This window comes from Pseudomonas sp. UBA4617, from assembly GCF_002386445.1.
In the GTDB taxonomy this organism is placed as follows: Bacteria; Pseudomonadota; Gammaproteobacteria; order Pseudomonadales; family Pseudomonadaceae; genus Aquipseudomonas.
In genome coordinates this window covers 90774-109293 of record NZ_DGIR01000002.1, presented here as the reverse complement: position 1 = coordinate 109293, position 18520 = coordinate 90774, and the positions used below count along the sequence as shown (strand labels likewise).

Annotated in this window: 17 protein-coding genes and 2 pseudogenes; all 19 read left to right on the top strand. The window is 66.8% G+C overall.

The window, feature by feature from the left end; translation table 11 throughout:
• Position 1: 1 nt before the first annotated feature.
• The 19 genes and pseudogenes from madM to qhpG all read left to right on the top strand — a co-directional run bounded on the left by madM (position 2) and on the right by qhpG (position 18497).
• Positions 2 to 766: a malonate transporter subunit MadM gene (madM, locus tag B4L76_RS00675; RefSeq protein ID WP_296229795.1), complete on the top strand. Its 765-nt coding sequence runs from the start codon at positions 2 to 4 to the stop codon at positions 764 to 766.
• A gap of 496 nt (positions 767 to 1262) precedes the next feature.
• Positions 1263 to 2871: pseudogene (locus B4L76_RS00670) on the top strand (YncE family protein); the annotation flags it as partial.
• A gap of 79 nt (positions 2872 to 2950) precedes the next feature.
• Positions 2951 to 3619, top strand: a complete 669-nt coding sequence (locus tag B4L76_RS00665) for an SCO family protein (protein WP_296229793.1) — start codon at positions 2951 to 2953, stop codon at positions 3617 to 3619.
• Positions 3616 to 3780 (top strand): annotated as a pseudogene (locus tag B4L76_RS00660) (SCO family protein); the annotation flags it as partial. The gene B4L76_RS00665 and the pseudogene B4L76_RS00660, both read left to right, overlap by 4 nt.
• 75 nt (positions 3781 to 3855) lie before the next feature.
• A complete protein-coding gene (locus B4L76_RS00655; RefSeq protein ID WP_296229792.1) occupies positions 3856 to 4497 on the top strand; it encodes a SurA N-terminal domain-containing protein in 642 nt (213 codons plus the stop codon).
• 248 nt (positions 4498 to 4745) lie between these two features.
• Positions 4746 to 5279 carry a response regulator gene (locus B4L76_RS00650; RefSeq protein WP_296229791.1) on the top strand — a complete coding sequence of 178 codons (534 nt, stop codon included), beginning with the start codon at positions 4746 to 4748 and terminating at the stop codon, positions 5277 to 5279.
• Between the two features lie 60 nt (positions 5280 to 5339).
• On the top strand, positions 5340 to 7055 hold the full coding sequence (locus tag B4L76_RS00645) for a GspE/PulE family protein (RefSeq protein ID WP_296229790.1): 1716 nt from the start codon (positions 5340 to 5342) through the stop codon (positions 7053 to 7055).
• Positions 7009 to 7830, top strand: a complete 822-nt coding sequence (locus B4L76_RS00640) for a hypothetical protein (protein WP_296229789.1) — start codon at positions 7009 to 7011, stop codon at positions 7828 to 7830. The genes B4L76_RS00645 and B4L76_RS00640 overlap by 47 nt, the downstream gene beginning before the upstream one ends.
• Position 7831: 1 nt before the next feature.
• Positions 7832 to 8374, top strand: coding sequence for a pilus assembly protein (locus B4L76_RS00635; RefSeq protein ID WP_296229788.1), 543 nt, complete (start codon positions 7832 to 7834; stop codon positions 8372 to 8374).
• Positions 8361 to 8924, top strand: coding sequence for a type 4a pilus biogenesis protein PilO (locus B4L76_RS00630; RefSeq protein WP_296229787.1), 564 nt, complete (start codon positions 8361 to 8363; stop codon positions 8922 to 8924). Before B4L76_RS00635 ends, B4L76_RS00630 begins: the two co-directional genes overlap by 14 nt.
• On the top strand, positions 8924 to 9433 hold the full coding sequence (locus tag B4L76_RS00625) for a hypothetical protein (protein WP_296229786.1): 510 nt from the start codon (positions 8924 to 8926) through the stop codon (positions 9431 to 9433). The genes B4L76_RS00630 and B4L76_RS00625 overlap by 1 nt, the downstream gene beginning before the upstream one ends.
• Positions 9430 to 11295, top strand: a complete 1866-nt coding sequence (locus tag B4L76_RS00620; RefSeq protein ID WP_296229784.1) for a secretin N-terminal domain-containing protein — start codon at positions 9430 to 9432, stop codon at positions 11293 to 11295. Before B4L76_RS00625 ends, B4L76_RS00620 begins: the two co-directional genes overlap by 4 nt.
• Positions 11292 to 11771: a type II secretion system protein gene (locus tag B4L76_RS00615; RefSeq protein WP_296229783.1), complete on the top strand. Its 480-nt coding sequence runs from the start codon at positions 11292 to 11294 to the stop codon at positions 11769 to 11771. Before B4L76_RS00620 ends, B4L76_RS00615 begins: the two co-directional genes overlap by 4 nt.
• Positions 11772 to 11776: 5 nt before the next feature.
• Positions 11777 to 12151 (top strand): type II secretion system protein, encoded by a 375-nt coding sequence (locus tag B4L76_RS00610; RefSeq protein WP_296229782.1) that lies wholly within the window; start codon positions 11777 to 11779, stop codon positions 12149 to 12151.
• Entirely contained in the window at positions 12126 to 12653 is a 528-nt protein-coding gene (locus B4L76_RS00605; RefSeq protein WP_296229781.1) for a type II secretion system protein, read from the top strand. The genes B4L76_RS00610 and B4L76_RS00605 overlap by 26 nt, the downstream gene beginning before the upstream one ends.
• A 243-nt stretch (positions 12654 to 12896) precedes the next feature.
• Positions 12897 to 14810: a sigma-54-dependent Fis family transcriptional regulator gene (locus B4L76_RS00600; protein WP_296229780.1), complete on the top strand. Its 1914-nt coding sequence runs from the start codon at positions 12897 to 12899 to the stop codon at positions 14808 to 14810.
• Between the two features lies 1 nt (position 14811).
• On the top strand, positions 14812 to 16545 hold the full coding sequence (locus tag B4L76_RS00595) for an ABC transporter ATP-binding protein (protein WP_296229779.1): 1734 nt from the start codon (positions 14812 to 14814) through the stop codon (positions 16543 to 16545).
• Complete coding sequence (gene qhpE, locus B4L76_RS00590) at positions 16535 to 17212, top strand: subtilisin-like serine protease QhpE (protein ID WP_296229778.1); 678 nt, start codon at positions 16535 to 16537, stop codon at positions 17210 to 17212. Before B4L76_RS00595 ends, qhpE begins: the two co-directional genes overlap by 11 nt.
• Positions 17205 to 18497 (top strand): flavin-dependent monooxygenase QhpG, encoded by a 1293-nt coding sequence (qhpG, locus tag B4L76_RS00585; RefSeq protein ID WP_296229777.1) that lies wholly within the window; start codon positions 17205 to 17207, stop codon positions 18495 to 18497. Before qhpE ends, qhpG begins: the two co-directional genes overlap by 8 nt.
• Positions 18498 to 18520: the final 23 nt, after the last annotated feature.

The window sequence follows — 18520 nt, the reverse complement described above, 5'->3', positions numbered from 1 at the left end:
CATGTGGCCGATCATTGCCAATGCGCTGCAACATAACGCCCTGATCACTGCATTCGCGCTGGTGGGCGGCATCATGTGGCTATCGGTGCTGCTGTCGAAGTACCTGACCTTCGGTCGCGTGCATGGCTCGGCCATCGCCATCGTCATCGGCCTGGTGCTGGCGTGGGTGGGGGGCACGCTTACCGGCGGGCAGCAAGGCCTGGCCGACGTGGCTTTGTTCTCCGGCATCGGCCTGATGGGTGGGGCCATGCTGCGCGACTTTGCCATTGTCGCCACGGCCTTCGAGGTACAGGCCACCGAGGCTCGCAAGGCCGGCATGATCGGCGCGCTGGCGCTGTTGCTGGGCACGGTGCTGCCGTTCATCGTCGGTGCGGCGGTGGCCTATGCCTTCGGCTACCGCGATGCGGTCAGCATGACCACCATCGGCGCCGGTGCCGTAACCTATATCGTCGGCCCGGTGACTGGCGCGGCGCTGGGCGCCAGTTCGGAGGTGATGGCCCTGTCGATTGCCACCGGGCTGATCAAGGCGATTCTGGTGATGGTATTCACCCCGGTTTCGGCGCGGCTGCTGGCGCTGGACAACCCGCGCTCGGCGATGGTGTTCGGCGGCCTGGCGGGCACCGTGTCCGGGGTGACCGCCGGGCTGGCGGCGACGGACCGGCGGTTGGTGCCGTATGGCGCGCTGACGGCTACCTTCCACACCGGCCTGGGTTGCCTGATGGGGCCTTCGATCCTGTACTTCTGCGTACGCGGCCTGGTCGGCTGAAGGGCAGGCGGGCAACGGCACAGGGTGATGGTAACGGAAGCGAAGCGGTGCCAGCCGCGACCCGTTGCCATCACTGCCGCCCCCCCCCGATTCGGGGAATACCGCCGGGGTATCCTCCCCAATCTGTTTCGCTTGCCGAGCTGAGGCGTTGAAAAACAAAGCAATTATCGTGTGGCATATACCTTGCTCCGGCCCCACGCAGAGATCCTGCGTCCCGGAGGTACGGCATGGCTATGCCACACAAACGTCCCATCCTGTCATCGACGGCCACCAATGACTGCCTGGTAGTCAAGCTGACCTACCCACCCACCTGCAAGGCCCCTCCACGCCGGGCCTGGCCAGCCGCTGCGCAAGCCTGTGCCGATGCCCGGCGGTGGCAGCCGCGCCATGGTCTGCCCGTTCGATGGCCATGTGTGGCCACTGTACAACTGCTTCATGTTGCCGGGCCGAAGGCGGCAACGCGCTGATGGGGCGCAGATCGAGAAGGAGCAGGAGCATGAACACGAACCCACGCCCTGCTTACCTGGGGATGGCACTTGGAGGCGCACTGATTGCGTTGGGAGTGGCTTATGAAAGCCTCTGGTGCGACCCGCGCGAGCTGTTGCAGGCACCTGCCGACCCGCAAGCCCTGCACCGGTTGAGCCGCGACGGCGTAACCGTGGAATTCGAGGCCAGGCCGCTGACCGGAAGGGAGTTACAGGAGGGCAGCATCGCCAGCATCCGCTTCAAGGTCAGCGACCAGGCCAGTGGCCAACCCTTGTCGGGCATGGCCCCGGGCGCGTGGATCGACCCGACGCAGGCGGGCCCGCAGGGCAACCGTGAGCACAGCTGCAAGGCCCGGGTTGCGCTGTTTCTCAAAAGCAGCATTGGCGCAAGGCCATTGCTCGACCTGAACAGCTACTTCCTGTTGATGCTGAACCAGGACGCCAGCCTGACAGTAATCGACCCGACGGTGTCGGTGGGCGGCGTGACCAGTACCCTGGCCCGCATCGAGTTGCCCGGACGGCCCATGGATTGGGCGGCCACCGGGGACGAGAAGCAGGTGTTCGTGTCCATCCCCGAGCGTGGCAAGGTCTCGGTGATCGACACCGAAACCTTCTCCCGCGTGGCCGACCTGGACGCCGGCGACCAGCCGCTGCGCGTGGCCCTGCAGCCGGACCAGCACCGGCTGTGGGTGGGTAACGACAGCAGCGACCCGGCCAAGGGCGGTGTCACGGTGATCGATGTGCCAGGGCGCAACACCCTGAAAACCTTCAACACCGGCAGCGGGCACCATGAAATCGCCTTCAGCGCCGACTCGCACTTTGCCTACGTCAGCAACCGCGCCAGTGGCACGCTGAGCATCATCGACATCCCGCAAATGCGCCTGGCCAAGACCCTCAAGGTGGGGCCGCAACCGCTGTCGGTCAGCTATTCGGCGCTGTCCCAGGCGGTGTACGTGGTCGATGGCGAAGAGGGCAGCGTGCGGGTGCTCGATGCCCGCAGCCAGCAACTGCGCCACACCGTCCAGGCCGGAAAGGGCCTGGGTCTGATGCGCTTCAGCCACGATGGGCGCTACGGCATGGTGCTCGATAGCCAGGGCAACCAGGCGCTGGTCATCGATGCCAGTACCGACAAGCTGATCCACCATATTCCGGTGGCCGCACAACCGTACCAGCTGATCTTTACCCAGAACTACGCCTACGTGCGCAGCCTGGCTGCACCGACAGTAAGCATGATCAACCTGGCCAGCCTGGGCGAAGGGCGTACACCGATCATCCAGGGTTTCGAGGCCGGCCCGGCGGCGCCACGCCAGGCCGGCGAGTTGCCGCTGGCCCAGGGCATGGTGGTGTCGCGCGATGGCAACTCGGTGTTCGTGGTCAACCCGGTGGACAACACCACCTACTTCTATACCGAGGGCATGAATGCGCCGATGTCCGGCTACAACAACCGTGGCCACCAGGCCCGCGCCGCGCTCATCGTCGACCGCAGCCTGCGCGAGTTGGCCCCGGGTGTGTACGGCTCGACGGTGAAGATGCCCGCCGCCGGCAAGTTCGACGTGGCCTTCCTGCTCAAGCAGCCCCCGATCATCCACTGTTTCAGCACCGAGGTGGCCGAAGCGCCGGCCGAAGAAAACTACACCAGCCTGCGCGTCACGCCGGCCGCAGCGTCCAAGGTTTCCCAGACAGGCGCGAGGAATCCGCGATGACTACCAGGCACGCTTGCAGAACATTGGCCCTGGCCCTGGCCCTGGCCCTGGCGCTGGCCAGCAGCCTGGCGCTGGCGCATGGCGACAGTGAACCTGGCGGCCATGCCGCGCAGCCACGGCCTGCCAGCGAGGAAAAGGCCAGCGTACGCTTTGCCGATGTGTCGCTGCTGAACCAGGACGGCATGCCGGTGCGCCTGGAACAAGACCTGGTCGGCGAGCATCTGGTGGTCATGGGCTTCATCTACACCCGCTGCACCACGGTGTGCCCGGTGGTGTCCGCGGTCATGGGCAAGGTCCAGGAGCAACTGGGTGGCCGGGTAGGGCAGGAGATTCAGTTGGTGTCGATCAGCGTCGACCCGCAACGCGACGACGCCAGGCGCTTGCAACGTTATGCCAGGACCTTCCAGAAGGGCCCTGGCTGGAGCTGGCTGACCGGCACACCGTATGCCATCGGCGAAACGCTCAAAGGCCTGGGCAGCTTCAGCGCCGACCTCAGCCGGCATCCGCCACTGATCCTGGTGGGTGACGGGCGCAGCGGGCACTGGAAGCGTTACTACGGCGTTACCGACCCGGCGGTGCTGATCGACGAACTCAACCGCCTCAGCGCCCGCCGGGTACACGTCAAAAGCACGGCCATTGCCGACCGCCACGAGGTGCAACCATGAGCCAGGCAACCTCCCGCCGCGTGGGCATGCGCGGTGTCGACTGGCTGGTGCTGGGCGCTTGCCTGTGGATCCTCGCCTCGGTGGCGTTCGCCCATCAGGGCCATGCGCCTCAGCTGCCGGCGCCGCAGCCAGCGGTGCCGGCGATCGGCAGCGACGGCGGTGGCCCTGCCTGCGCCCCGGTTCACCGCGTTCACCCCGTACCGGCGCTGCCGGACAACCCTTGAGCGGAGGTTGCCATGCGTACGCTGTTGTTGTGCCTGTTGCAGGTGCTGGCCAAGGCCAGCTGGGCCGATGTGCCGGCGGCGCGGGTCAATGGCGTGGCGATCGGGTTGCTGCGCCTGGAGTGCTATTTCAGCGTATACCTGCAGGCTCGGGGCCGCGCGGTGACCAGCATCGGCAACCCGACCCTGTACAAGCGCTGGCGCGACCAGGCCCTGAACGAGCTGATCGACAAGGAACTGCTGTGGCAGGAGGCAATGCGCCTTGGCATCACCGTCAGCGAGCAACAAGTGTCGGCGCATGTTGCCGAGATAGAGGCCGCGGCCGGCAGTGTGGCGGTTTTCGAGCGGCGGCTGGCGGAGGCGGGCGTCGACCGGTCACATTACAATGATTACGCGCGGTACGAACTGGCCGCGCAGCAGGTGTATGACCTGTTCACTGCGATCGACGCACCCGGAGCGGACGAAGTACAGGCGTTTTACGAGGCCAACCGGGAAAAACTGCAAGGGGCGCAGAACCAAAGTGATAATACTTCGGTCATACGCGAACACGGCCTGGCCCTGGCCAGGGCCACGCTCATCGGCCAACGCCAGGCGCGTGCGCGCCAGGCCGTGCGCCAACGCTTGCGGGCATCCGCTACAGTGGAGATCGCCGACTGAGGTCAGGCATGGCATTGCCCCAATACTGGGGATTAACCAATTTGCCCTGTACCGGCAGTTTCCCCGGATATGGGGAAACGGGCCCGTGCGGCTGCCTGCCGCAGTGCCGGTTTCAGAAAAAAAGCCTATCGGTATCAAGGGCTTGAAGCGATACAGCATGACCTTCAACGCCTGGCACGAAGCCTGCTCTAGCCTGTACGAGGGCGCACTTCGCAGACCGCTAACCGGGCAGTTCTTGGGAGTCGACCTTGGTGAACAGCGTATTGGTAGTCGATGACGAACGGACTCTTGCGCAAAACCTGCAGGCGTATCTGCAGGCGCAAGGCCTGGACGTCCATGTTGCCCACGATGGTGCCGGTGGTATCGAGCTGGCTGCGAAGCTGGCCCCCCAGGTCATCGTGCTGGATTACCGCTTGCCCGACATGGAGGGTTTTCAGGTACTGGAAGCCGTACGCAGGAACAGGCAATGCCACTTCGTGCTGATTACCGCCCACCCTACCGTCGAGGTATGTGAGCGAGCCGCCGGACTGGGTGTGAGTCATGTCCTGTTCAAGCCGTTCCCGCTGGCGGAACTGGCCCGTGCGATTTTCGACCTGTTGGGTATCGAGCGCCAGCGCAGGGCCACGGACAAACCGGCTGAAGGGTTCGTCGAGCGACGCCAGAACAGCAACGAGTCGTTCCCCCTGCAGTTGTACGATGGCAGCTGGGTACTGGCCGACCGCCGCCGTAACGGCAGCAAGGCCCCAGGGCCGGACGACGACCAACTGCTCACCGGGGAATAGTGGCGCCCGCACCCTTGGCCGAGCCAGTCTGCGACGCGCCCCTGAGCGGAGTCGCAGGCCATGCCAGAAGCATTCGATGCATCACGGGACGCGCTACTGCCTGCACCGGTCACTTCGCGGCCACTCTGCTCAGCCTACCCGCGCGACCTCCTGGCTCAGGCCCGCCTGCAAAGCAGCGACGAACGCCTGCTCACCCGCCTGGAACAACTGGCCTGCGACATGCCTGACACGTTCACCCAGCGCCTGGGCCTGACCCTGCATTACCCGGTGCTGGACAGCCACACCTTGCTGGCCAGCACCCCACGGTTCGACAAGGTCAGCCTGGCGATGTGCCTGAAGCGCGAATTCGTGTTGATCGAGCAGGGCGGCCAACTGCTGGGCGTGTTCGCCGACCCCTTCGACCATGCCCGGCTGGCCTGGATCGACGATGTGCTGCAGGGCGCGCCCCTGTACCTGGCACATGCCGCCGACCTGGCCACCTTCCTCGCCCGCCAGGAAGAAAGCTTCCACGCCGTCGACGCCCTGGGCCACGACGCCGAGGCCTGCAATGACAGTGGGCCGCTGCAACGCCTGTCGCTGGCCACTATCAGCGAAGACCAGAGCCGTGTGGTCAAGCTGGTCAACGCCACACTGTATGACGCCCTCAAGCTGCACGCCAGCGACATCCACCTGGGCATGACCGGCCAGGGGCTGACCATCAAGTACCGTATCGACGGCGTGCTCAACGCTGCCGGCAAGGCCAGTGGCAGCGCTTTCGCCGACCAGGTGATCTCGCGCATCAAAGTCATGGCCGAGCTGGACATCGGCGAACGGCGGGTGCCCCAGGACGGCCGTTTCAAGGTAGCCGTGGGCGACCGGCAGATCGACTTCCGCGTGTCGATCATGCCCAGCATCTTCGGCGAAGACGCGGTGCTGCGGGTGCTCGACAAGCAGGACTTGTCCGACCGGGTCAATGGCGTGCAGCTGCACGCCCTGGGCTTTGCCGAGGACACCCTGCGCGCCCTGCGCCGGCTGGCCGCAGAACCTTACGGCATGATCCTGGTCACCGGCCCCACCGGCAGCGGCAAGACCACCACGCTGTACGCCATGATCAGCGAGATCAACCACGGCATGGACAAGATCATCACCATCGAGGACCCGGTCGAGTACCAGCTCCCCGGCGTGCTGCAGATCCCGGTCAACGAGAAGAAAGGGCTGACGTTCGCCCGCGGCCTGCGCTCGATCCTGCGTCACGACCCGGACAAGATCCTGGTCGGTGAGATCCGTGACCCGGATACCGCGCAGATCGCCGTACAGTCGGCGCTCACCGGCCACCTGGTGTTCACCACCATCCACGCCAACAACGTGTTTGACGTGATCGGCCGCTTCAGCCAGATGCAGGTCGACCCCTACAGCTTCGTTTCCGCGCTCAATGCGGTACTGGCCCAGCGCCTGATTCGCCTGGCCTGCCCGCATTGCGCCACGCCGCGTGAGGTCGATGACGACACCTTGCACGGCGCAGGCCTGTGCCGCGCGAGCGTGGCTGGCTGGGCGTTCATCCGCGCCCAGGGCTGCGGCCAGTGCCGTGGCAGTGGCTACCGCGGCCGTAGCGCGATCGCCGAACTGCTGCATCTGGACGATGACCTGCGGCAGATGATCGTCGAGCGCCGTCCACTGTCGCAGATCAAGGCGCTCGCCTGCCAGCGCGGCCTGCGCCTGCTGCGCGCCTCGGCCCTGGACCTGGTCCGCGATGGCCGTACCACCCTCGAGGAGATCAACCGTGTCACGTTCATCTGATCATGGCTCGTGTCGATACACTGCGGTGCTAGGTGCCGAGGGGGTCGGCCTGGGTTGCTGGCAGGCCAACCGTCACCAGTGGCTGGGCAGCCGTGCCTTCACCGGCGCTGCCGGCCAATCGCCCTGGGTGGCCGCCGTCGACGCACTGGCCGCCATGCTGACCGAGCGTGGCGCAGGCGGCGCCCAGTTGCGGGTGTTGCTGTCGGCCCGCTACAGCCGCTTCTGCCTGGTGCCGTGGAGCGATGTCATCGGCCACCCGCGCGAACTGCACGCCTATGCCCGGGCCTGCTTCGAAGCGCTCTACGGGCAGGCCCTGGACGACTGGCGCATCGTGCTGTCGCCGGAGCCTGCCGGTGCCGCCCGTATTGCCACGGCGCTGCCCGAAGCCCTGTTGTTGCGGCTGCAGGCGCTCGGCCGCGACCACCACCTGAGCCTGCGCTCGGTGCAGCCGTACCTGATGGCCGCCTACAACCGCTGCACGGAGCAGCTGGCGCAGGGCGACTTCCTGTTTGTGCTGGCCGAGCCACAGCGCAGTGTGCTGCTGCTGGCCGCCGGGGGAGCCTGGAAGCAAGTGCTGGCGCAAGGTTGTGCCGACAGCGACCAGGCCCTGCAGGCGCTGATCGAGCGCACCTGCGAGCTGTATGGCGGGGCCCTGCCAGCGGTCTACCTGTATGCCCCGGCCCGGCTTGATGTGCCGCGGGTGGCGGCGCTGCAGCTGTGCCCACCGGCCAGCGATGCCGACCCGTTGTGTGCCATGTGGCGGGCGGTGGCCTGAGATGCGCCGCCTCGACCTGGAATTCCAGCCCCGGCGCAGTGGCCCGCTGGCCTGGTCGCTGCTTGCGCTGGGCTGCGCCGTGGTCGCCGGCCTGTTGCTGCTGCAACAGCGCCTGCAGGCCGAGCAGGTCGAACGGCAGGCCAGCCTGCATAACCTGGAACTGCAACTGGGCCGCCGCCCGGCCAGTGCCGCGCCGCTGAGCAGCGCAGCCAGCCGTGAGCAGGCCGAGCGCCTGGCGCAGATGCAAAGCGTCTCGCAGCAGCTGCAACGGCCATGGCAGCAACTGTTCGCCATGCTGGAGGCGCAGCCGCAGGACGACGTGGCGTTGCTCAGGCTGGCCCCTGACGCGCACAAGGGCCAGCTGCGCATCGCCGCCGAGGCGCGCAACCTCGAAGCAATGCTGCAATACCACCAGCGCCTGGAGGCCAGTGCCGAGCTCAGCGACGTATCGCTGCTCAACCACGAGGTGCTGGCCAGCCAGCCCGAGCAACCAGTGCGTTTCACCCTCACTGCCACCTGGGAGACCGGCCATGCGCGCCCATGAACCGCTGAACAGGCTGATCCTGCAGGAGCGTCTGCGTCGTCTCGGCGCGGTCGGGGTGGCAGCCGCCATCGTGGCATTGCTGGCGCTGGGCGTACTGTGTGCCGGGGTATTGCCGCAATGGCAGGCCATTCGCGAACTGCGTGGCAACGAAGCGGATGCCAGGCTGCAACTGCAGCGGGTCAGACGCGGCGAGCTGAAGATTGCCACCCAGCCCGAGCAACAGGCTCTCGACAGCCTGCGCCAGCAACTGCCGGGGCAGCCCCAGGCCAGCGCGCTGATCGAACGCTTGTACCACCTGGCCAGCGCCGAGCACATCAGCCTGGCCCACGGTGAATACGCCCTGGGCATCGATCCCAAGACCCAGCTGGCACGCTACCAGATCGTGCTGCCTGTGCATGGCAGCTACCTGCAGATTCGCGGTTTCGTCGGTGGCCTGCTCAAGCAACTGCCGACCTTGGTGCTGGAAGACCTGGAGCTGCAACGCAAACGCATCGGCGACAGCGAGCTCGACGCCCGCCTGCATATGACCCTTTACCTGTCGAGGTCGTGATGAACACACAGCGTGCAGTCATCTGGGGCGGCTTTCTCGGCGTGAGCGTGGCGTTGGCCTGGGCGCCGGGCCATTGGTTCGGCCAGGAGGACGGGAACGTGGCGTCAGTCGGCAAGTTCGCTGCCACCCAGCCGGCAGGAAGCGCCGGACCTGGGGCAGCGGCTGCCGCCGCCAAAGGGCCGGAGGCGGCAGACAGAGACCTGTTCCCCATCCAGCAGTGGAGCAAGCCCGAAGCCCTGGCCAGCATCACCGAACAGCCCGAGACTGCTGCCTCGGTCGTACCTCAGACGCCCACCGCCCCGGCCTTGCCATTCCAGTTCATCGGCCGCATCGGCGACCGTGACGACCTGCAGATTTTCCTGCAGAACGGCGAAAAGCTCTACGTCGTGCGCCAGGGCGACGTCATCGATGACACCTACCGCCTCGACCGCGTCTCGGCCAGTGAGCTGAGCCTGGTCTACCTGCCCTTGCATCAGCCGCAGACCTTGTCTGTAGGGAGTGCTCCATGAAGTCATCAACGCTGTGCAAGCCGGCCCCGTTCCTGTTAGTGGCGCTGTGCGCGGCCATTGCCGGCTGCGCTTCCAATGCGCTACGCGAGGACAGCGACCAGCTGATGAGGGAGGGCCAGTACGAGGCGGGCATCGCGCAGCTGGAACAGGCCCTGCTCGAAGACCCGCGCGACACCGAGCTGAACATCGCCCTGGCACACAGCCGCCAGGCTGCGGTGGAGGCGCTGCTGAGCCAGGCCGATGCCGATCGCGTTCGTCATGACTTCGCCGGTGCGCGCATGGGCTATAGCCGGGTGCTGACCCTGGAGCCGAACAACCGCCGCGCGCAGGAAGGCATCCGCCAGCTGGAGCTGCTCCGCACACTCGACGAGCGCGTGGCGCTGGGCCAGGCGGCGCTACGCCAAGGTGACCTGTTCGGCGCCGAGCGCTACATGCGCGAAGTGCTGCGCCTGGACCCGCAGAACCAGAAAGGCATGGCCCTGCGCAGCGACATCGAGAATGTCCAGGCGCGTACCGCGCAGCCTTACCCGCAACTGCGCAGCAAGCTGGAGCGGCCAGTGACCCTGGAGTTTCGCGATGCCAACCTGAAGAGCATCTTCGAGGTGCTGTCCCAGGTCGCCGGCATCAACTTCATCTTCGACAAGGACCTGCGCCCGGACATGAAGGCGACCATCTTCGTCCGCGATCTGCGCATCGAGGACGCCGTGGCACTGTTGCTCGAGCAGAACCAGCTGCGCCAGAAGATCGTCAACGAAAACACCCTGATGATCTACCCCGACTCGCCACAGAAGGCCAAGGACTACCAGGAACTGGTCATGCGCACGTTCTACCTGACCAGTATCGATGCCAACACTGCATTGAACATGGTCAAGACCATGCTCAAGACCCGCGACGTGTTCGTCGACGAACGCCTCAATACCCTGACCATGCGCGACACCCCCGATGCCGTGCGCATGGCCGAGAAGCTGCTGCAATCGCAGGACCAGTCCAACCCCGAGGTGGTGTTGGAGGTGGAGGTGATGGAAGTGGCCACCTCGCGCATCCTCGACCTCGGCCTGCAGTGGCCGAACACCTTCGGTGTGCTCAGCTCCGATGGCCAGCCGGTCAGCGTGCTCGACCAGCTCAAGGGCATCGATTCCAGCCGCATCAGCATCTCCCCGGCACCACAGGCCAAGATCAACGCCCAGGACAAGGACATCAATACCCTGGCCAGCCCGGTAATCCGTGTCAGCAACCGCGAGCAAGCGCGCATCCACATCGGCCAGCGGGTCCCGATCATCAGCGCCACCTCGGTGCCCTCCACCCAGGGCCCGGTGATTACCGAAAGCGTCACCTACCTGGATGTCGGCCTGAAGCTTGAAGTGCAGCCGACCGTGCACCTGAACAACGAAGTGGCGATCAAGGTGGCCCTGGAAGTGAGCAACGCCACGCCGCTGGAGCCGACACGCCAGGGCACCATCCCGGTCCAGGTCGACACCCGCAACGCGCAGACCAGCCTGCGCCTGCACGATGGCGAAACCCAGGTGCTGGCAGGCCTGGTGCGTAACGACCACAACGCCAGCGGCAACAAGATCCCCGGGCTGGGTGACATCCCCGGCCTGGGCCGGCTGTTCGGCAGCAACAAGGACGACATGAGCAAGTCGGAGCTGGTGCTGGCGATCACCCCGCGCATCGTGCGCAACCTGCCGTACCAGAGCCCCTCGGACATGGAGTTCGCCACCGGCACCGAGTCGGCCATGCAGGTGCGCCAGATGACGCCGTTGCCGCCGGCGGACGTGCCGGGCAATGCACCCACCACCGATGCACCGGTGGTAGACAGCCAGATGGCCGTCGCCCCGGTGAAAGGGAGAACGCAGCCATGACCCTGCAGCGCTGCATGCGCGGCTTCAGCCTGATCGAAGTGGTGCTGACCCTGGCATTGCTCGGGCTGCTCGCCAGCATCGCCGCACCACTGACCGAAACCGTGGTGCGGCGCGGCAAGGAGCAGCAGCTGCGTGAGGCGCTGTACCAGATTCGCGATGCCATCGATGCCTACAAGCGGGCGTTCGATGCCGGTTACATCGAGAAGCGCCTGGATGCCAGCGGCTACCCGCCGAATCTGCAGATTCTGGTCGAGGGGGTACGCGATGTGCGCAGTGCCAAGGGTGCCAAGTTTTACTTCCTGCGGCGCATCCCGCACGACCCGCTGGTGCCCGCCAGGCATGACGACGCTGGCGGCTGGGGCCTGCGCGCCTACGACAGCAGCCCCGACAACCCGCGCGAAGGTGAAGATGTGTTCGACGTCTACTCCAGAGCCCGTGGCAAGGGCCTCGACGGCATTCCGTACCGGCAATGGTGACAGCCATGAAACGCCGCACAGGCTTCACCTTGATCGAGCTGCTGGTGGTGCTGGCGATCATCGCCACGTTGATGACCATCGCCATGCCGCGCTACTTCAACAGCCTGGAAAGCGCGCGCGAAGCCACCTTGCGCCAGAGCCTGGCGGTGCTGCGTGAAGCGCTGGACCATTACTACGGCGACACCGGCCATTACCCGGACTCGCTGGAGCAACTGGTGGAACAACGCTATTTGCGCAATACCCCGGTCGACCCGATCACCGAGCGCAGTGATGCCTGGCAGTTGGTGCCACCACCCGAAGGCGTGGCCGGCGGGGTGGCCGATGTCAAGAGCGGTGCTCCAGGGAGGGCCCGCGATGGCAGCCTGTTCGCGGAATGGTGAGGCCAACCGCGGCTTCACCTACCTCGGCGTGCTGCTGCTGATTGCCGTCAGCAGCGTGGCCCTGGCCGCCACCGGCACACTGTGGACCAGTGCTGCCCAGCGCGATCGTGAACGCCAGTTGCTGTGGGTAGGCGGCCAGTACGCCCAGGCCCTGCGCAGCTACTACCGCGCCTCGCCGGGGTTGGCCCAGTACCCACAGGCGCTGGCCGACCTGCTGCAGGACAACCGCTTCCCGCAGGCCAGGCGGCACATCCGTCGGTTGTACCCCGACCCGATCACCAACAGCCAGGAGTGGGGCTTGCTGCGCGGGCTCGACGGCCGTATCACCGGGATACACAGCCGCTCGGACGCCACCCCGTTCAAGCGCAGTGGCTTCGAGACGCAGTTCTCCGGTTTCGAGGGCCTGGAACACTACAGCGACTGGCAGTTCGTCGCCGAGCAGCCGTTCAGTGAAAGCGCCGGTGGCGCCCGTACCCATGCTGGCCCGGGAGACACACCCTGAAACGCCTGCCTTGGTGCAGGTCTTGAGCCATACAAACCGGCTGACAACCATGGCTTCACAGGCATGGCCACGTTGCAACAAGTGTGGGAGCGGATTTATCCGCGATGCGCCGCGCGGGCGGCGCTCGATCTCACAGGCGCCACACCTCATGAGGCATGCACCTCGACGCCCATGAAAATCTCCCGCACACTGCGGAAAAAAACCAAGCCCGTTGCCCGATCCACGGCACAGCTGGAGCAACAAATGGCGCGACAATTTCCCATAACAAACGCCCACGACCCGCTGCATGAATCCCGTCAGGCCCGCCTCAAACTGGCCAGCGAAGGCGAGCTGCCGCTGGGCATGCTGCGCGACGAAATCGACGCTTCCTGGCGCCGCAGCCTGAGCCATGGCCTGGATTGCCGGCAGGGCGAGCAGGTCGGCCTGGGCCTGGAACAAGGCCATGACCTGCGCATGCTGCTGGAGCGCAACCGCCTGCTGGTCGACGCTGTCACCCCCGAACTGGACTACCTGGTCGCGCGCCAGGGCAAGGCCGGTATCGTCATCCTCGGTGATGCCCAGGCCAACGTACTGGCCATCGAAGGCCAGACCCATGTGCTTAGCCGCGAGGGCCTGCGCGACCTGCATCCGGGCAGTTGCTGGAGCGAGTCGCTGCGTGGCACCAATGCCATCGGTACGGCGGTGGTCGAAGGCCGGCCGACGCTGATCAATTGCGGCGAACACTACCTGGACCGCCTCAGCCCTTTCTCCTGCACCTCCGTGCCGCTGCGCGACCCGCGTGGCGACGTGATCGGCGTGCTGGACATCACCCGCGAGGGGGTAATGGCGCAGCCGCAGGACAGCCTGACCACGCTGATGCTGGCGGCCGGCAACATCGAAAGCCGGCTGTTCGGCCTGTGCCACCCCGAGCAGCTGGTGCTGGCCTTCCACAGTCGCCCGCAGTACCTCAACAGCGCCTGGCATGGCTTGCTGGCTCTGAGCCTGGACGGCGAGGTACTGGCCGCCAACGACAGTGCCTGCCAGCTGCTGCAGGTGCCGCGCCATGAGCTGATCGGGCGGCGCAGCAGCGACTTGCTGGGCGAGCGTTCGCCAGCCTTCATTGCGCGCTTGTGGCAGGGTGGGGTGAGCAGCGTGCAAACGGCCAAGGGCGAGTTCTACTTTCGCGCCCTGCAGCTGCCGCGCCATGGCCGGGTCAACGCCGGCACGCCGGCCAGCAAGCCGGCAGCTGGCCAGCAGTCGCCGGCACTCGAGGCCTTGGCCGGTGGTGACGCGCGCCTGGCGCGCAACCTGCGCATGGCCCGCCAGGGTTTGGGCAACGGCCTGCCGGTGCTGTTGCTGGGCGAGACCGGCACTGGCAAGGAAGTGGTCGCCCGGGCCCTGCACCAGGCCAGCCCGCGCGCCGGCAAGCCGTTCGTGGCGGTCAACTGCGCAGCCATTCCCGAAGGGCTGATCGAGTCCGAACTGTTTGGCTACCGTGAGGGAGCGTTTACCGGTTCGCGCCGGGGCGGCATGGTCGGGCGGCTGATGCAGGCGCATGGCGGCACGCTGTTCCTCGACGAGATCGGCGACATGCCGCTGGCCCTGCAGGCGCGCTTGCTGCGCGTATTGCAGGAACGCCGGGTGGCGCCGCTGGGGGCAGGGGACGAGCAGGAGATCGATGTGGCGCTGATCTGCGCCACGCACCGCGACCTCAAGCGCCTGGTACAGGAACAGCATTTCCGCGAAGACCTGTACTACCGGGTCAACGGCGTGTCGCTGCGCCTGCCGGCATTGCGCGAGCGGGATGACCTGGCTGCGATCATCCAGGGGCTGCTGGACAAGTCAGGTGCGCGTGGCATCACGCTTGACCCGGCGTTGACAGCGTTGCTCGAAGGGTTCGACTGGCCGGGCAACATCCGCCAGCTGGAGATGGTCGTACGCACCGCGCTGGCCATGCGCGAGGACGGCGAGCAGGTGCTGAGCCTGGAGCATCTCACCGATTGCCTGCTGGATGAACTGGCCAGCGGCACGCCCCCCTCCGGCAGCCTCAAGGACAACGAACTGGAGCTGATACGCGGCGCCCTGGCGCGCCACCAGGGCAACGTGTCGGCCGCCGCCGAGGCGCTTGGCATCAGCCGGGCAACGCTATACCGCAAGCTCAAACAGTTGCGCAGCTGAAATGGGCGGCCTGTTCGCCCGGCTGGTGGAGTCCAGCGACCCGCTCCTCATGCGTCAGGCGCTGGCCTGGCTGTATGGTTTCGTGCGCCCGCATCGGCGCGCCATTGGCCTGTTGCTGGGCTTGTCGCTGGGCGCCTCGCTGCTGGCCCTGGCGCAACCCTGGCTGGTCAAGACGCTGATTGACGAGGGGCTGCTGGCCAAGGATTACCAGACCCTCTGGCACATGGCGGCGATCATGATCGCCGCCGGCCTGCTGGGCACCGTGCTGGCCGGGATCAACCGCTACCTGCATACGCGCCTGTCAGGGCGCATCCTGTTTGCCCTGCGCGATGATCTTTACCGACACTTGCAGCAACTGTCGCCGACGTTCTATGGCCGGCGACGGACCGGTGACATCCTGTCGCGGCTGGATGGCGATGTGGCGGAAATCCAGCGTTTCGCCGTGGACTCGCTGTTCTCGGCGGTATCGGCGGTGATCGGCCTGGCAGGCGCGGTGGTACTGATGCTGGTGCTGTCCTGGCAGCTATCACTGTTGCTGGCGCTGCTGGTGCCGATCGAGGTGCTGTGGCTGCGCTGGATGCGACGCAAGGTGGAGCGTGAGGTGCGCCACCTGCGCGAGCGTTCGGCGGATGTGTCGTCATTTCTGGTGGAAACGCTGCCAGCGATGAAGTTCATCCAGGCGGCTGGCCAGCAAAGTCGCGAGGCCGGGCGCCTGGACCAACTGGGCCAGGGCTACATGCGCCAGTTGCTCAAGGTTCAGGTGACCGAGTTCTTCACCCAGGCCATCCCCGGCACACTGACCTCCTGGTGCCGCGCCTGCGCATTCCTGGTCGGCGGCTGGTGGGTGATCCAGGGCACCTGGCAGCTGGGGGCGCTGATCGCTTTTTCCACTTACATGGGCATGGCGGTCGGGCCGGTGCAGAGCCTGCTGGGCCTGTACGTGGCAGTGCAGCGCATGGCCGTGAGCCTTGGGCGGGTAATGGAACTGAAGCAGGAAGCGGTGGCTGTGCGCTCGCCGGCCAACCCGCAGCCGATGCCCGATGGGCCGGGCGAACTGCGTCTGGAGGCGCTGAGTTTTGCCCATGAAGGGCGCCAGGGCGCGGTGCTGGACAACGTGCAGCTGTGTGTGCCAGGTGGCCTGAAAGTCGCCATCAGCGGTGCCTCGGGGGTGGGCAAGTCGACCCTGATCGATCTGCTGCAGCGCTTCTACGACCCGCACGCCGGGCGCATCCTGCTGGACGGCATCGACCTGCGCGAACTGGACCTGGTTGCATTGCGCCGGCGCATCGCGGTGGTCAGCCAGGACATCGTGCTGTTCCGCGGCACCCTGGCGCAGAACCTGGCCTATGGCATGCCGCAGGCCAGCCGCGCCGAGCTTGAGCGGGTCGTGCGGCTGGCCCGGCTGGACAGCCTGGTAGAAAGCCTGCCACTGGGCCTGGACGGCCTGCTCGGTGAGCGCGGCCAACAATTGTCCGGCGGCCAGAAACAACGCATCGCGATCGCCCGCGCGGTGCTGCAGGCGCCGGCGATCCTGGTGCTGGACGAGGCCACTTCGGCAGTGGACGAAGCTACCGAGCGCGAAGTGATCGCCGCCATCGACCAGTTGTTCGCCGGCCGTACCCGCATCCTGATCAGCCACCGCGCCTCGACCCTGGCCGATGCCGACCTGCACCTGCAGCTGCATGCCGGCCAACTGCGGGTGTTGCCCCACGAGGTCATCAGGCATGGGCACTGACCTGCGCGTTGGCGTCATTGACAGCGGCTGCTCACCGATGCAGGGCCGCGGCGTGCTGGGAGGACGGCGATTCTGGCTGGAGGACGGCCAGTTGCGTGAAGGTGAACCGCTGCCCGACCAGCTCGGCCACGGCAGCGCGGTAGTGGAGGCATTGCAGCGCGAGGCCGGGCCGGTGCCGCTGCTGGTAGCCCAGGTGTTCGCTGGCCAGGCCAGCACCAGCGCATTGCAGGTGGCGGCTGCCTTGCTGTGGCTGGTGGAGGCGGGAGCCACGCTGGTCAACCTCAGCCTTGGCCTGCAGCAGGACCGGCCTGTATTGCACCAGGCTTGCGCCGAAGCCATGGCTGCGGGTGTGCTGTTGTGTGCGTCCAGCCCGGCACAAGGCGGGCCGGTGTACCCGGCCAGCTACCCGGGAGTGATCCGGGTCACCGGCGATGCGCGCTGCGCCCCAGGCCAATGGTCATGGCTGGGCTCGCGGCAGGCCGACTTCGGAGGCTATGCCGGGGTGGGCGACAAGGCAGGTGCGAGCCTGGGCTGCGCGGCCCTGAGCGGCAGGATTGCCGCATTGCTGCGTGAGCAGCCCGGCATGCCCCCCCAGCAGGTGCACGACTGGCTGCGCCAGCACGCGGCGTTTGTCGGCCCCGAGCGACGGGGGGCCAAGCATGCCTGAACCGTGCATCGTGGTGCTGGGCGCGGGCCCGGCCGGTGCGGCCACGGCGATTGGCTTGCGGCGCCTGGGCTACGCGGTCACGGTGGTGTCCGATTGGCGCCGCTTTGCCGCAGTCGAAGGGGTTTCGCAGCGGGTGCTGGACGCCTTGCGTCATGCTGGCCTTGGCGGTGCCCTGAGCCAGGCGGCGATGCCGGCCACCCGCCGAGTGCACTGGGGCGGCCAGCAACTACAGCTGAACCAGGAGTTCCTGCTCGACCGGCAACAGTTTGACCGGGCGCTGCGCGACGATCTGCAACGCGCCGGGGTGGGCGTGGTCGAGGGGCGGGTGGGCGAACTCCGGCACGACGGAGGTCACCAGGTGCGTCTGGACGATGGCCAGCTACTGCTGGCCGATTTCCTGGTCGAAGCCCGCGGCCGCCAGGCCCCGTTGGCGGCTGACCGCCTGCGTGGGCCGGAGACGGTCAGCCTGCTCAATACCTGGCAGGGTGCCCCAGGCACCCCCGCATCGGCGGTGGAAAGCCTGGAGGATGGCTGGGCATGGATGGCGCGGCTGGAAGATGGCCGCTGCTACTGGCAGGTCACCCTGGACGCCGCCGGCCTGCCGGGCAAGGCCGGTTTGGCAGCGTACTGCGCTGCGCGGCGAGCCCGCAGCGCGCTGGTGGCCGAGCTGTTCGATGCCCGGGCGCTGGTGCCGGCGCAGGTGCATGCGCGCAGTAGTACTGCGATTCTGGCGGGCGAATGTGTCGGGCCGGACTGGATTCGGGTAGGCGATGCCGCGATGGCCGTTGACCCGTTGTCGGGCAACGGCATATTCCAGTCGCTGTCTTCGGCGTTGCAGGCGCCGGTGGTGATCAATACCTTGCTGCGCAGGCCCGGGCGGGCTGCATTGGCACGGCAATTTCACCAGCAGCGGGTCGAACAGCTGTTCTTGCGCTTCGCCCGCATTGGCCGGGACTTCCATGGGCAGGAGCAGAGCCGGGCCGAGCAGCCGTTCTGGGCACGGCGTCAGGCCTGGCCGGACAGGCAACCGCTGCATCTGGCGGCGGACGGGCAGGCGGTGCGGGTGGAGCGACGGCCGGTGTTGCGTGATGGGCTGGTGGACGAGGCCGAGGTGGTGGTGACGGCGGACCAGCCGTTGGGGGTGTGGCATGTGCAGGGGGTGGAGCTGGCGCCGGTAGTGCGCGCGCTGTATAGCGGTCGGCCGGTTGAGGCCGTGCTGTCAAACCTGCCGGGGGAGCAGCAGATGGGGGTGCGCCGCTGGTTGACGGAACAGGGCTTGGCTTGAGATCGCCGGGGCTGCAGCGCAGC

Excerpts from the sequence above, each read along its gene's own strand:
- madM (WP_296229795.1), top strand. The coding sequence starts at position 2 with ATGTGGCCGATCATTGCCAATGCGCTGCAACATAACGCCCTGATCACT.
- B4L76_RS00665 (WP_296229793.1), top strand. The coding sequence starts at position 2,951 with ATGACTACCAGGCACGCTTGCAGAACATTGGCCCTGGCCCTGGCCCTG.
- B4L76_RS00655 (WP_296229792.1), top strand. The coding sequence starts at position 3,856 with ATGCGTACGCTGTTGTTGTGCCTGTTGCAGGTGCTGGCCAAGGCCAGC.
- B4L76_RS00645 (WP_296229790.1), top strand. The coding sequence starts at position 5,340 with ATGCCAGAAGCATTCGATGCATCACGGGACGCGCTACTGCCTGCACCG.
- B4L76_RS00640 (WP_296229789.1), top strand. The coding sequence starts at position 7,009 with ATGGCCGTACCACCCTCGAGGAGATCAACCGTGTCACGTTCATCTGAT.
- B4L76_RS00635 (WP_296229788.1), top strand. The coding sequence starts at position 7,832 with ATGCGCCGCCTCGACCTGGAATTCCAGCCCCGGCGCAGTGGCCCGCTG.
- B4L76_RS00630 (WP_296229787.1), top strand. The coding sequence starts at position 8,361 with ATGCGCGCCCATGAACCGCTGAACAGGCTGATCCTGCAGGAGCGTCTG.
- B4L76_RS00625 (WP_296229786.1), top strand. The coding sequence starts at position 8,924 with ATGAACACACAGCGTGCAGTCATCTGGGGCGGCTTTCTCGGCGTGAGC.
- B4L76_RS00620 (WP_296229784.1), top strand. The coding sequence starts at position 9,430 with ATGAAGTCATCAACGCTGTGCAAGCCGGCCCCGTTCCTGTTAGTGGCG.
- B4L76_RS00615 (WP_296229783.1), top strand. The coding sequence starts at position 11,292 with ATGACCCTGCAGCGCTGCATGCGCGGCTTCAGCCTGATCGAAGTGGTG.
- B4L76_RS00610 (WP_296229782.1), top strand. The coding sequence starts at position 11,777 with ATGAAACGCCGCACAGGCTTCACCTTGATCGAGCTGCTGGTGGTGCTG.
- B4L76_RS00605 (WP_296229781.1), top strand. The coding sequence starts at position 12,126 with ATGGCAGCCTGTTCGCGGAATGGTGAGGCCAACCGCGGCTTCACCTAC.
- B4L76_RS00600 (WP_296229780.1), top strand. The coding sequence starts at position 12,897 with ATGGCGCGACAATTTCCCATAACAAACGCCCACGACCCGCTGCATGAA.
- B4L76_RS00595 (WP_296229779.1), top strand. The coding sequence starts at position 14,812 with ATGGGCGGCCTGTTCGCCCGGCTGGTGGAGTCCAGCGACCCGCTCCTC.
- qhpE (WP_296229778.1), top strand. The coding sequence starts at position 16,535 with ATGGGCACTGACCTGCGCGTTGGCGTCATTGACAGCGGCTGCTCACCG.
- qhpG (WP_296229777.1), top strand. The coding sequence starts at position 17,205 with ATGCCTGAACCGTGCATCGTGGTGCTGGGCGCGGGCCCGGCCGGTGCG.